The following is a 12,731-nucleotide window of genomic DNA, read 5'->3' on the forward strand; positions in this document are numbered from 1 at the left end:
GGGTCTTCCTGAACGTGTCGGGCCAAGGTCATGCCGCCTGCGCGGAGCCGGCCGGAAGGGCCCGGTCAGCACCGGGTCGGCTGTCCCCCGGCGCGCAACGTCTCCAGCGCGGTCAGCGCCTCGTCCAGCGAGCCGACCTTCAACAACGGCAGGTCGGGCTGCGGGTTGCGGACCGCCTCGGCGCAGTTGTCCGCCGGAACCAGGAAGACCTTGGCGCCGGCCTTCTTCGCTCCGACGAGCTTCTGGGCGATGCCGCCGATCGGGCCGACCCGGCCCTCGTCGTCGATGGTGCCGGTGCCGGCGATGACCTTCCCGCCGGTCAGGTCGGCCGGTTCGAGCTTGTCGACGATGCCGAGGGCGAACATCAGCCCGGCGCTCGGGCCGCCGATGTTGTTCAGGTCGATCCGGAGGGTGAAGGGGTGCGGCTGCCGCTGCTCGGGCACCAGCCCGATCCGCGGCCGGCCGTCCTGCTCGCGGCTGGTGACCGTGGCGGTGCCGGGCACGCCGTCGCGGGTGTAGCCGATCTTCAGCGCGGTGCCGGCCGGCTTGCCCCGGACCAGCTCGACCAGCTTGGTCGCGGTGGTCACCTTCGTCCCGTCGACGTCGGTGATCACGTCACCCGCCTTGAGCAACCCGTTGGCCGGGCCGTCGGTGGCCACCTCCTTCGCCACCACCTGCACCGGGTACCCCAGTTCCACGAGCGCGGCGGTCTCGGCGCTGGTCTGCGAGTTCTCGAAGTCCTCGGCGTTGCGCTTCTCCACCTCCTCCTGGCTCTCCCCGGGCGGGTAGACCAGCTCGCGCGGCACCACCGCCTCGTCCTTCGAGAACCAGCCGGCCAGTGCCGCCCGCAGCTTGACCGTCGGCTGCACGCCGACCGTGGTCATCCGCAGCTGACCGGCGGAGGTGGACGTCGACCGGCCGGTGACCTGGATGACCTCCTTGCCGTCCGAGGTGCCCAGGGTGTTGACCGTCGGCCCGGGGCCGAGCACCACGTACGGGATGGGCGCGCCGAGCACGCCGATGCTCAGCAGGGTGGTGAGCAGAGCACCGAGGAGGACGGTCACGCCGCGACGTCTCATGCGGCAGAGCGTACCGATCGGGGCCCGGCGCACCGGCGGGCCGACGCCGACTTCGCCCTCAGCGCAACGCCGACGGCGGCGACCTGGGGTGCGGCGCGCGTACCGTAGACCCCGTGCCTGATATTCCGTTCGGTTTCGCGCTTCCGGGTGGGCAACCACCAGACCCCAACGATCCCGCGCAGATGCAGCAGTTCATGTCGCAGTTGCAGCACCTGCTCTCCGCGCCGGGCAGCGGGCCGGTGAACTGGGACCTGGCCCGGCAGGTGGCCGCCAGTCAGCTCGCCGCCACCGGCGACCCGATGGCGTCGCCCTACGAGCGGCACGCCGTCGAGGAGGCGCTGCGCCTGGCCGACCTCTGGCTGGAGCCGGCGTCGGCCTGGCCCACCGGCATTCGCACCTCGGTGGCCTGGAACCGCAACGAGTGGATCTACAAGACGCTGGACGTCTGGCGCAAGCTCTGCGACCCGGTGGCCAGCCGCATGGTCAACGCGATGGGTGACCTGGTGCCGCCGGAGGCGCGCGCCCAGCTCGGCCCGATGCAGTCGATGGTCGCCACCCTGGGCGGGGCGCTCTTCGGCGGCCAGCTTGGCCAGGCGCTCGGTCAGCTCGCCGCGGAGGTGCTCTCCGCCGGCGACATCGGCCTGCCGCTGGGGCCGGCCGGCACGGCCGCGCTCATCCCGGCCAACATCCGGGTGTACGGCGAGGGCCTGGAGCTGCCCGAGGACGAGGTCCGTCTCTACGTGGCCCTGCGCGAGGCGGCCCACCAGCGGCTCTTCGAGCACGTCCCGTGGCTGCGCGGGCACGTGCTGACCGCGGTGGAGAACTACGCCTCGGGCATCCGGGTCAACCGGGAGGCGATCGAGGAGGCGATGGGCCGGGTCGACCCGACCGACCCGGAGTCGATGCAGGCGATCGCCCTGGAGGGCATCTTCACGCCGGAGGACACCCCGGCGCAGAAGGCCTCACTGGCCCGACTCGAGACGGTGCTGGCGCTGGTCGAGGGCTGGGTCTGCCACGTGGTCGACAACGCCGCCGCCGACCGGCTGCCCAACGTGGTACGCCTCGGCGAGGCGTTCCGGCGTCGCCGGGCGGCCGGCGGCCCCGCTGAGCAGACCTTCGCCGCCCTGGTCGGCCTGGAGCTGCGGCCCCGCCGGCTGCGCGAGGCGTCCGCGCTCTGGGCGGCACTCACCGAGCACCGGGGCATCGCCGGCCGGGACGCGATCTGGGGCCACCCGGACCTGCTCCCCTCGGACGAGGACTTCGCCGACCCGGTGGCGTTCGCCACCGCCCGCGCCGACCTGGACGACGAGCTGGCCAACTTCGACTTCACCGCCCCGGGCGGCCCGGAGGAGCAGGCGCCGGGCGGCGACGCCCAGCCCGGCCCGGACGACCCCGACAAGTCCTGACGTACCCCACCCCGGCCGGGCCCGCGCAGCACCCGCGGCCCGGCCGGCGGTCTGCCCACCCCCCGCTCCGCCAGCCCTACCCGCAGCAGCAGCCATCGCGGCGCCCGTCCCCGTCCCCGTCCCCGTCCCCGTCCCCGTCCCCGTCCCCGTCCCCGTCCCCGTCCCCGTCCCCGTCGCCGTCCCCGTCCCCGTCGATCTTGCAGTTTCGGCCCCGACACAGGGCGCAAAAGCCGCAAAAGAGGGGCCGGAAGTGCAAGATCGCGCGGGGTTGCGCGCCTGCTGGGGTCCCCCGGGCGCCGGGTCGGAGGGCTGGTCGGGGTGGGCGGCGGTCAGTGGGGGTGGGGGGAGAGTAGGGCGCGGGTGGCCTCCCAGCCCTCGACGGCCGGGTTGAGGGCGGCCAGGTCGGCCGGCCCGCGCAGCCGCCGCCAGGGAGCCGTCACCGCGACGTCGCCCGGTTCCGGGGCCGCGCGGCGGACGTCCGCGGGCAGCCCGGCGTCCAGGTCGACCGGCGGCAGCCAGGCGGGCGCCGGGAGCCGGACGGCCACCCCCAGCAGCCCGGGGCCGGCGCCCTCGACCGGCGCGACCGCGACGGGCCGGGTGGTGAGCGGCCGGAGCAGCTTGCCGAGGGTGAGCCCGGGCAGGTCCGGGGCGTCGGCGGCGACGACCGCCGCCTGGTCGTGACCGGTCAGGGCGGCCAGCACGGCGTTGACGGTCGGCTCGGCCACCTCGTGGACGGCGGTTCCCGGCCAGACCACCGCGTCGGCGAGCCACCGGTCGGCCGGGGTCACCGCCACCGCCGTCTCCACCTCGCTGAGTGTGGCGAGCAGGTCGACCACGTCCTCGGCCAACGCCGTCCGCCAGCGCACGGGGTCGATGCCCGGCGGCGACCAGGCCACCGGGCCGAGCAACGCCACCACCACACGTCGAGCCACGCCCCCGACCCTAGTGCGCCGCCCCGCCCACCGGCGCGGCCCGCCCCGCGCGACGCGCCGCCCGGCGGAGGGCGGCAGCGCCGCAGGACGCACGGGGCCCGGCCAAGCCGAGGCCGGGCCAGTCGGGGACCGGCTTAGCCGAAGGCTGGCCCAGCCAAGGGCCGGGCCAGCGGAGGACCGGGCCAGCGGAGGACGGGCCAGCGGAGGACCGGGCCAGCCGGGGACCGGGCCAGCCCCAGGGCCGGGTCAGCCGAGGGCCGGCTCAGCGGGGACCGGGACGGCGGAGGCGGCGGCGACGCCCTCCAGGTAGCCGCGGGCCCGCTCGGTCTTCGGGTACCGACCGACCAGCGCCCAGAACCGGGCGTTGTGGCTGGGCACGATGAGGTGGGCCAGCTCGTGCAGCAGGACGTAGTCGAGCACCCAGTCGGGCATGTCCTGGAGGCGGTGCGAGATCCGGATGGTGCGGTCGGCCGGGGTGCAGGAGCCCCAGCGGCCGTTCTGGTTGGTGACCCACCGGACGCTGCTCGGCAGGGCCTCGCGGCCGTGCTCGGCGAGATACAGGTCGATCAGGCGCTGGGCGCGGTCGAGCAGCTCGGTGTCGGAGCGGGCCAGCCGCCCCTCTCGGGCGGCGAGCCGGGCCAGCATGCGGTCGACCCACTCGCTCTCCTCGGCGCGGGAGAACTGGTCCGGGATGAGCACCACGACCCGTTCGCCGTCGCGGTAGGCGGACACCGTGCGTCGCCGGCGCTGACTGCGCCGTACCTCGACGACCGGCTTCCGCTGCGCTGCCATCAGTGGGCCGCGCAGCCGTGCTTTCCTGCCACGAGGGAAAGCTAATGCGTACTGACCAGGGGTCCGCAAGAGTCAACACCCTGACACGCGCCCGGAAAGTGGTGGTTGGTCGTGGGGCGTCCGAAAAAAACTGCGGGTGACCATGCGGGCCAGGCCCGATCACCCTTCGTGGCGATCGGGCGAGCATCCGTTCGCTTACCAGACCACCGTAGGTGATCTCCCGCTCGGACGCCGCTCGACCCCCGCTCGGGGTCGTCTGAACGGCTTCATGCGGCGTGTCCCCGGCAAACTCACTTATCCCGCCTATTTCGGGATGCACACTCTCGACGTCGACTTCCTCACAGTGTCGATGCACAGCTGACATGGAACTGCCCAGAGCTGGGTAGGGTCCGCCAACCAGCGGTCACGTGGGTGGCCGCGGAGAAGGCCCAGCGCCGGCGCCCCGCGTGGCCCGCCGCAGGGAGACCCGCCAGGCTGACGTGCCCGGCGGACGAGACGAGGAGGGCTATCGTGGCCGACCAGGCCCAGACGACCTACAACGGTTACTGCGTGAAGTGCAAGGAGAAGCGGGACTTCGAGGGGCACATCGAGGTCTCGAAGACCGGTATGAACATGGCGAAGGGCAAGTGCCCGGTATGCGGCACAACAGTGAACCGCATCCTGGGCAAGGCGAAGGTCTGACCCGTTCGGACTTCGGGGGAGGGGTGGCCAGACTGGCCACCCCTCCCCCGTTCACGTCCGGGGCGAACCGCCCTGTCGGCTGCGCGACACCGCCGTCGACGGGCTGTGGATAACCCGCGTTTTCCTGTGGAGAACGCGGGACAGCCGACGGCGCACCTGTGGACAACGATCGACGGAGAGCAGGGATTCGGTCACGATTCGTCGTCATGAGCCGTACGCCGTCGCTTCCCGCCGCGCCGCCCCGCCCGACCCTGCTGCCCGGGCTGGCCCGGCTCTGGCGGGACCGGCACACCCTCCAGCTCGGCCTGGAACCGGGCCGCGCCGTCCTGCTGGAGGTGGCCGATCCGCGCGCCGCCCGACTGCTCGACCTGCTCGACGGCAGCCGCAGCGAACGAGGCGTGCTGGCCCAGGCGGCGCGTGCCGAGATCGGCCCGGAGGCCGCCCGCGGCCTGCTCGACACGCTCCGCGCGGCCGGGCTGGTCGTACCTGCACACACGCTGCTTCCGCGCGACCTGGCCGGCCCGGCGCGGGCCCGGCTCGCCGCGGAGGCCGGGGCGCTCGCCCTGACGGCGCCCGCGCTGCCCGGCACTCCGGCCCAGGTGCTGCGCCGGCGGCGGGCCGCCCGGGTGACGGTGACCGGCGCCGGCCGGCTCGGCGCACCCGTCGCCGTCGCGCTGGCTCAGGCCGGGGTGGGACAGGTGGCCCCCGAGCTGACCGGCCCGGTCCGCGCCGCCGACCTGGTCGGCACCGGCCTGGCGGCGGTCGACGTCGGGCGGCCGCTGGCGGCCGCCGTCCGGGCCGCGATCGACCGCGTCGCCCCCGGTACGCGGACCCGCCCGCCCGGGCGGGGCCGGGTGGAGCTGGTGATCCACCTCGGCACGGACCGCCCGGCCGCCCTGCTCGCCGCCGGTCATGCCCAGCGTCGCCAACCGCACCTGCTGCTCGGCCTGCGCGAGGGCGTACCGGTGATCGGGCCGCTGGTCCGGCCGCCGGTCGGGCCCTGCCTGCACTGCCTGGACCTGCACCGGGTCGACCGGGACCCGGCCTGGCCGGCGCTCGCCGCTCAGCTCGCGGCGGATCCGGCCGACCAGGCGTGCGCCACGGCCACCTTGCTGGCCGCCGTCGGCTACGCGGTTGCGGAGGCGCTGGCCCACCTCGACGGCGCCACCCCGGAGACGCTCGGCTGCGCGGTGGAGGTCGGCTCGGCCGGCCGGTTCCGCCGACGGGTCTGGCCCCCGCACTCCTCCTGCGGTTGCTCCGGCGGGCGGCGCTGAGGGGGGAAGCCTGGGTCGAGCCCGGCCTGAGAGCAGCAGCGGCACCCTCGCGTCGGTAACAATGGCCGGGTGACCGACATCCCGCGCCGGGCCGTGTCCCGGACCGCCAAGCTCGCCGCTCTGCCGCTCGGCTTCGCCGGGCGGACCGTCCTCGGCATGGGTAAGCGCGTCACCGGGCTCGCCTCCGACGTGATCTCCGCCGAGATCCAGCAACGCACCGCCGAGCAGCTGTTCAGCGTGCTCGGGCAGCTCAAGGGCGGTGCGATGAAGTTCGGGCAGGCGCTGTCGGTCTTCGAGGCGGCGCTGCCCGACGAGATCGCCGCGCCCTACCGGCAGGCGTTGACCAAGCTCCAGGAGGCCGCACCGCCGCTGCCCGTCGCGTCCGTGCACAAGGTGCTGGCCGAGCAGCTCGGGCCGGACTGGCGGGACCGGTTCGTGGAGTTCAACGACACCCCGGCCGCGGCGGCGAGCATCGGCCAGGTGCACCGGGCGGTCTGGCGCGACCCGGAGACCGGCGAGAGCCGGACGGCGGCCGTCAAGATCCAGTACCCGGGCGCGGGCGAGGCCCTGCTCTCCGACCTCAAGCAGCTTTCCCGGCTCGGCGGGATGTTCCGCGCGATCCAGCCCGGCCTGGACGTCAAGCCGCTCCTGGTGGAGCTGCGGGAGCGGATCACCGAGGAGCTGGACTACGAGCTGGAGGCCGAGTCGCAGCGCGCCTTCGCCGCCGCGTACGCCGACGACCCGGAGATCTTCATCCCGGCGGTGCTCTCCGCCTCGCCCCGGGTGCTGGTCACCGAGTGGATCGAGGGGACGCCGCTGGCCGACATCATCCGGGAGGGCACCGAGGAGCAGCGGGACGCGGCCGGGCGGCTGATGGCCACCCTGCACCTGTCGGCGCCACCCCGGGCCGGGCTGCTGCACGCCGACCCGCACCCGGGCAACTTCCGGTTGCTGCCGGACGGCCGGCTCGGCGTGATCGACTTCGGCGCGGTGGCCCGGATGCCCGAGGGCACCCCCGAGCCGATCGGTCGAATCGCCGGGCTGGCGCTGCGTGGCGACGCGGACGAGGTGGTGGCCGGCCTGCGGGAGGAGGGCTTCGTCAGCCCCACCGAGCCGATCGACGCCCAGGCGGTGCTCGACTTCCTCCGTCCGATGCTGGAACCGATCGCCGCCGAGGAATTCCGCTTCACCCGGGCCTGGCTGCGCTCCGAGGCGGCCCGGCTGGCCAGCCCGAAGTCGCCGACCTACCAGCTCAGCCGTCAGCTCAACCTGCCCCCGTCGTACCTGATGATCCACCGGGTGACGCTGGGGTCGATCGGGGTGCTCTGCCAGTTGGAGGCGAAGGCGCCGTACCGCGGGATCCTGGAACGCTGGCTGCCCGGCTTCGCGCCGGTGGCCTGACCGGCCCGAACAACGCCGCGGGGGCGGTGACCGGATTCCGGTCACCGCCCCCGCGTATCGGTAGGGATCTAGAGAATGCCCAGGTCGCGGGCCGACTGGCCCCGGGACTTCATCGCGACGGTAAGGGCGGAACGGTGCGCCTCAGTGCTCGTGGTGGTACGACCGGCCTGAGGCCGGCGCATTCGAGCCCGGGACAACGCTTCGTGGAGTAGTTGCATCTCAGTTCCGTTCGGAAGAACCAACATGGGTTTCAGCTTTCTCGCGGCCGGTGGACACCGGCGGGGACGGTTGGATCGGGAAGTTGTCAGGCTGCCAGTCGGACCGCGCAGCGCGAGCTGGCCACACCACTGGCCACCAGTCGCGCCTCGGCCTCGACCCGAAGCTCGGCGTCACGGGCGAGGTCCTCCTTGCGCGGACGGCCACGGGGCCGCTTGCGCGGGACGACCGCGCCACGCTCGAAGATCTCGCCGCCCCAGACGCCCCAGGGCTCGGCCCGCTCCACCGCACCGGCGAGGCACTCGACGCGCAGCGGGCAGTCCCCGCAGAGCGACTTGGCCAACTCCAGCTCGGCGGGCTGGTCGGAGAACCACAGGTCGGGGTCGAACTTCCGGCAGGGCAGGTTCGCCTCCACCTCGACGCTCACGTCGAGCGGGGCCAACGCCAGACTCATCGCCCGGTCACCTCTCTCTCACTTCGATCTTGTGGATCGCATTTCCGACGTACTAGGGCGGGACAAAAAACTGAGGCCGCGGATCCCGGTGTACGGGTTCCGCGGCCTCGAGGTGAGCCGGTGGTCTGGTAATCAGACCGGTCTCCCTCGAGGTGGAACGCCGCGGACATCCAGCCGCTTCTTGGCGCCGCCGATGCCCATGCCCGTGAAGCCACTGGTGGCCTCGACTCCGGTCGGCGCGACGGTCAGGTTCAGCTCGGCCTGAACCTGGACCTGGTGCACCTGCGGAACCGACGGTCGCGTGGCAGCAAGGACCACCCGAACAGCCGACAGCGGAGCGCAGGCAGCTGGCATCGCCGCCGGACGCTCATAGGTGAAGATCTCCACGGGTGCCACCTCCCTCACGTTCCTCGTGCCGACTCGGACTTAACCCCTGTGAGCAGCCGAAATGGCGCCGCTCCCTCAGGTGTGTCCTGAGGCTATTCCTCGCCCGGGGGCGAGGGCAAACGAATTTACGACGAGATTTCGAAAGTTTTCTCCGGGCAGATCTCGTCCACCGCCGCGCCACCCACCAGGGCCAGCACCGCGTCCCCGTAGAGGCCGAGCTTGCGGGGGCCGATCCCGGCGATCGCGATCAGCTCCTCGACCCGGCCCGGGCGCCGTTCGGCCAGCGCGGTGAGGGTGGCGTCGGTGAAGACCACGTACGCCGGAACCTTCTGCGCGCCGGCCACCCGGGCCCGCCAGTCGCGCAGCCGCTCGTACAGGGCCTCGTCGATGTCGGACGGGCAGGTCGGGCAGCGGCCGAGCTTGCGGTCCGGGCCGGCGAGCAGGGTCGCGCCGCAGATCCGACAGGAGACCACCTGGGTGGCCGGCCGCCGGGGGGCGGTGCGTTTCGCCGCGCTCGCGCCGGCCCGCTCGCCACCGCCCGAGCGGTCCAACTGAGGCAGGAAGCGCGACGGCCGCCGGGCCCGACCGCCCGGCGAGCGGGCCGAGGCGTACGACAGCCAGAGCCACTCCCGGGCCCGGGTCACCCCGACGTAGAGCAGCCGGCGCTCCTCCTCCACCTGCTCCGGGGTGCGGGCGTACGAGGTGGGCAGCGTGCCCTCGGAGAGCCCGACCAGGAAGACCGCGTCCCACTCCAGGCCCTTGGCCGAGTGCAGCGACGCCAGCGTCACCCCGTCGACCGTGGGCACGTGCTGCTGGGTGGCGCGGCGGGCCAGCTCCTCGTTGAAGTCCGACAGGGTGACCGGGCGCTCCACCGACGCCGCCTCGCCGATCGGGAGGACCTCCGGCGTGGCCGCGTACTCCTCGGCGAGCTGGACCAGCGCGGCGAGCGCTTCCCAGCGCTCCCGGGCGGCGCCCCCGGGCGGCGGGGCGTCCGGCGCCCAGCCGACGGCCGTGAGCGCCTCCCGCACGGCGGTCGGCAGCGGGGTCTCCCCCGGGATCGAGCGGGTGGCGGCGCGGAGCGCGACCATCGCCTGGCGCACCTCGGCCCGCTCGAAGAAGCGCTCCGCGCCCTGCACCACGTACGGCACGCCGGCCTCGGTGAGCGCCTTCTCGTACGCCTCGGACTGTGCGTTGATCCGGAACAGCACGGCGATCTCCTTCGCCGGGGTGCCCCCGTCGATCAGGGTCCGGCAGCGGGCCGCGACGGCGTTCGCCTCGGCCGGCTCGTCGGTGAAGATCCGCAGCTCCGGCTCGGGGCCGGGCGGGCGCTGCCCGTGCAGCTCCAACCGGAGCCGGGCCTCGGCGCCCCGGGCCTGGCTGATCACCGCGTTGGCCAGCCCGACCACCTGCGGGGTGGAGCGGTAGTCGCGGACCAGCCGGACCACCGTCGCGCCCCGGTACCGGCGCGGGAAGTCGACCAGGTACGACGAGGTGGCCCCGGTGAACGAGTAGATGGTCTGGCTGGCGTCGCCGACCACGGTGAGGTCGTCCCGGCCACCGAGCCACGCCTCCAGCAGCCGCTGCTGCAACGGGTTGACGTCCTGGTACTCGTCGACGACGAAGTGCCGGTACTGGCCGCGGACCTGCTCGGCGACGTCCCGGTGCTCCTCGATGCCCCAGACGGCGGCGCGCAGCATGTCCTCGAAGTCGATCACTCCGCTGGACCGCTTGAGCCGCTCGTACGCGGCGAAGACCTCGGCCACCTTGGCCGGGTCGTGCGGCGTCTCGCGCAGCGCCTTGGCCGCGGCGACCACGTACTCCCCCGGCTCGACCAGCGACGACTTGGCCCACTCGATCTCGCCGGCCAGGTCACGGGCGGCGGCCCGGTCGGCCCGCAGGCCCACCTTGGCGGCGGCCAGGGTGACCACCCGGACCTTGCTGTCCAGCAGCTCGGGCATGGCGCGCCCCTCCAGCAGCCGGGGCGCGAAGTAGCGCACCTGGCGCAGCGCGGCGGCGTGGAACGTGCGTGCCTGCACGCCCTGCGCCCCGAGCACGGTGAGACGGGCCCGCATCTCGGCGGCGGCCCGGGCGGTGAAGGTGACCGCCAGCACGTGCCGGGCGGAGATCTCGCCGGTCAGGGCGCGGTGGGCGATCCGGGAGGTCACCGCGCGGGTCTTACCGGTGCCGGCGCCGGCCAGGATGCAGACCGGGCCGGCCGGGGCGGTCACCGCTGACCGCTGCTCCGGATCCAGCCCGGCGAGCACGAGTTCCGCCGCTGAGTGAACCACCACAGCGAGGAATCATCTCAGCTCCGGCTGATGTTGCACGGGTTAGCCTGGCCTGAACCGGGACCCGGCGCAGCGACCCTTGGAGGATCCGACCATGTTGACGATGTATTCCACCCCGTGGTGCGGCTACTGCCACCGGCTGAAGTCGCAGCTGGACCGCGAGGGCATCGGGTACGAGGTGGTCGACATCGAGCAGGACCCGAAGGCCGCGGAGTTCGTGATGAGCGTCAACGGCGGCAACCAGACGGTCCCGACGCTGCGCTTCGACGACGGCAGCGCCCTCACCAACCCGTCGATCACCCAGGTCAAGCAGCACCTGGCCAGCATCCCCCGCTGACCCACCCGCCCCGCACCACCCGAAGAGCGGCCGCCCTCACCAGGGCCGGCCGCTCTTCGCGTCCCGGCCCCCGCTGCGTCGACCGGCGCGTCATCGCCCCCGGGACCGGCGTGTCGCGGCGACAACCTCGTGCTCGACGGCGGGGGCGGGGAGGGGGCGGCGGGGGGACGGGATGGGGGTGGGGAGCGGGGTTCGGGCGGCGGTGGGCAGGGGCGGGGAGAGGCCGCGGCCGCGCCAGAGCCACGCGCCGGCGCCGGTGGTGACCACGCCGACCACGAGGAAGAGCAGCCGGTAGTCCAGTACGCCGACCAGCAGCGCGCCGGTGCCGATGGAGACCGCCTGCGGTCCGCTCACCAGCGCCTCGGACGCCGCGGTGACCCGGCCGAGCAGGGCCGGCGGGGTACGCCGCTGGATGAGGGTGGTCAGCCCGACCATGGTCAGCGGCAGCGACACCCCGGCCAGCAGCAGCGCCAGCACCCCGAGCCGCAGATCCGGCCAGGACAGCGCCAGCGCGGCGGGGCCGAAGAAGGTCACCCCGACGGCGAGCGCCCCCAGTTCACCGGTACGGCGCACCACGGCGGGTGAGAACAGCCCGCCGACCAGACCGCCCACCCCCTGCACGGTGACCAGCACCCCGACGAAGGCGGCGTCGCGGTGCAGCCCCTGGTCGACGTACGCGAAGATCAGCGACTCGCTGAACCCCATCACCAGCGAGCCCAGCCCGTAGCCGAGCAGGGCCCGGCGCAGCGCCGGCTCGCCGGCCAGGTGGCGCAGCCCGGCGCCCAGCTCGGCCGGCCAGCGCAGGGCGGCCGGCAGCGGTTCCTGCTCGCTCACCCGGAGCAGCCCGACCACGGCGGCGGCCATGACGAACCCGGTCATCGCCAGCGTGGCGAGCAGCCAGCCGCCGACCGCAGCGTAGAGCGCCGCGCCGGCGAGCGGGCCGCCCAGGCGCAGCCCCTGCCGGACGGTCTGCAGCGCGCCGTTCGCCTCGGCCAGCAGCTCGCTGGGCACCAACTGCCGGATCAGGCCGCTGAGCGCCGCGCTGAGCGTCAGATACGACAGCCCGTACAGCCCGGCCACCACGTAGATGATCCAGACGTCGGCCCGGCCCGCCACCGCGAAGAGCGGGGTGAGCAGCAGGGCGGTGCCGAGATTCGCGGCCACGAAGAAGGGCCGGCGGGGGTAGCGGTCGACCACCCAGCCGACCAGCGGGGCCAGGGTCATCGGCGCGATGATCGCGAAGATGGTCGCGCCGGCTAGCCCGTCGGAGCCGGTCAGGTCCTTGACCCAGATCGCGAGCGCCAGCAGCAGGATCGACTCGGCGGCCATGCTGGCCAGCAGCGCGACGAAGAGCAGTCGGAAGTCGGGGCGGCGCAGGACGGTGCGCATGGGGTTCCCTCCGGCGGGGGGTGGCGCCCGGTCGGGCGCGGGGGGAGGTGCGGCCGGCCGGGGACCTCGTCGTCCGGGGCAGGCGGCACCTTCCA

The 12,731-nt window shown here is 74.0% G+C and carries 12 protein-coding genes; 5 read left to right on the plus strand and 7 right to left on the minus strand.

All coding sequences use genetic code 11. The features are described 5' to 3' along the window. Nucleotides 1-65: 65 nt before the first annotated feature. On the minus strand, nt 66-1,079 hold the full coding sequence (locus V6U81_RS16090; protein ID WP_334490190.1) for a YlbL family protein: 1,014 nt from the start codon (nt 1,077-1,079) through the stop codon (nt 66-68). Nucleotides 1,080-1,192: 113 nt separating this feature from the next. On the opposite strand from V6U81_RS16090, the gene V6U81_RS16095 reads away from it, so the two are divergent. Further along, nucleotides 1,193-2,485 carry a zinc-dependent metalloprotease gene (locus V6U81_RS16095; RefSeq protein ID WP_334490194.1) on the plus strand — a complete coding sequence of 431 codons (1,293 nt, stop codon included), beginning with the start codon at nt 1,193-1,195 and terminating at the stop codon, nt 2,483-2,485. A 329-nt stretch (nt 2,486-2,814) separates the two neighbouring features. On the opposite strand, the gene V6U81_RS16100 is transcribed toward V6U81_RS16095, so the two are convergent. Both V6U81_RS16100 and V6U81_RS16105 read right to left on the minus strand, forming a co-directional pair. Next, entirely contained in the window at nt 2,815-3,417 is a 603-nt protein-coding gene (locus V6U81_RS16100) for a hypothetical protein (protein ID WP_334490196.1), read from the minus strand. A 246-nt stretch (nt 3,418-3,663) separates the two neighbouring features. Next, nucleotides 3,664-4,209, minus strand: a complete 546-nt coding sequence (locus tag V6U81_RS16105) for a M48 metallopeptidase family protein (RefSeq protein WP_334490198.1) — start codon at nt 4,207-4,209, stop codon at nt 3,664-3,666. 510 nt (nt 4,210-4,719) lie between these two features. Here V6U81_RS16105 and V6U81_RS16110 point away from each other — a divergent pair. The 3 genes from V6U81_RS16110 to V6U81_RS16120 all read left to right on the plus strand — a co-directional run bounded on the left by V6U81_RS16110 (nt 4,720) and on the right by V6U81_RS16120 (nt 7,565). Then, nucleotides 4,720-4,890 (plus strand): DUF5679 domain-containing protein, encoded by a 171-nt coding sequence (locus V6U81_RS16110; RefSeq protein WP_208869694.1) that lies wholly within the window; start codon nt 4,720-4,722, stop codon nt 4,888-4,890. Between the two features lie 206 nt (nt 4,891-5,096). Continuing rightward, nucleotides 5,097-6,164, plus strand: coding sequence for a hypothetical protein (locus tag V6U81_RS16115; protein WP_334490206.1), 1,068 nt, complete (start codon nt 5,097-5,099; stop codon nt 6,162-6,164). A gap of 69 nt (nt 6,165-6,233) precedes the next feature. Next, nucleotides 6,234-7,565 (plus strand): ABC1 kinase family protein, encoded by a 1,332-nt coding sequence (locus V6U81_RS16120; RefSeq protein ID WP_334490209.1) that lies wholly within the window; start codon nt 6,234-6,236, stop codon nt 7,563-7,565. 304 nt (nt 7,566-7,869) lie between these two features. Here V6U81_RS16120 and V6U81_RS16125 read toward each other — a convergent pair whose 3' ends face one another. From V6U81_RS16125 to V6U81_RS16135, 3 genes are all read right to left on the minus strand, one after another. Continuing rightward, nucleotides 7,870-8,235: a WhiB family transcriptional regulator gene (locus V6U81_RS16125; RefSeq protein WP_334490213.1), complete on the minus strand. Its 366-nt coding sequence runs from the start codon at nt 8,233-8,235 to the stop codon at nt 7,870-7,872. A gap of 132 nt (nt 8,236-8,367) precedes the next feature. After that, nucleotides 8,368-8,622: a hypothetical protein gene (locus V6U81_RS16130; RefSeq protein ID WP_334490215.1), complete on the minus strand. Its 255-nt coding sequence runs from the start codon at nt 8,620-8,622 to the stop codon at nt 8,368-8,370. Nucleotides 8,623-8,747: 125 nt separating this feature from the next. Further along, nucleotides 8,748-10,913 carry an ATP-dependent DNA helicase UvrD2 gene (locus V6U81_RS16135; protein ID WP_334490220.1) on the minus strand — a complete coding sequence of 722 codons (2,166 nt, stop codon included), beginning with the start codon at nt 10,911-10,913 and terminating at the stop codon, nt 8,748-8,750. Nucleotides 10,914-11,004: 91 nt separating this feature from the next. Between V6U81_RS16135 and V6U81_RS16140 the strand changes: the two genes are divergently transcribed. Continuing rightward, a complete protein-coding gene (locus tag V6U81_RS16140) occupies nt 11,005-11,247 on the plus strand; it encodes a mycoredoxin (protein WP_334490224.1) in 243 nt (80 codons plus the stop codon). A gap of 90 nt (nt 11,248-11,337) precedes the next feature. Here V6U81_RS16140 and V6U81_RS16145 read toward each other — a convergent pair whose 3' ends face one another. Further along, nucleotides 11,338-12,636: an MFS transporter gene (locus V6U81_RS16145; RefSeq protein WP_334490226.1), complete on the minus strand. Its 1,299-nt coding sequence runs from the start codon at nt 12,634-12,636 to the stop codon at nt 11,338-11,340. Nucleotides 12,637-12,731 lie beyond the last annotated feature (95 nt).

Origin of the sequence: Micromonospora lacuserhaii (assembly GCF_036902735.1) — a bacterium.
Classification (GTDB): domain Bacteria; phylum Actinomycetota; class Actinomycetes; order Mycobacteriales; family Micromonosporaceae; genus Micromonospora.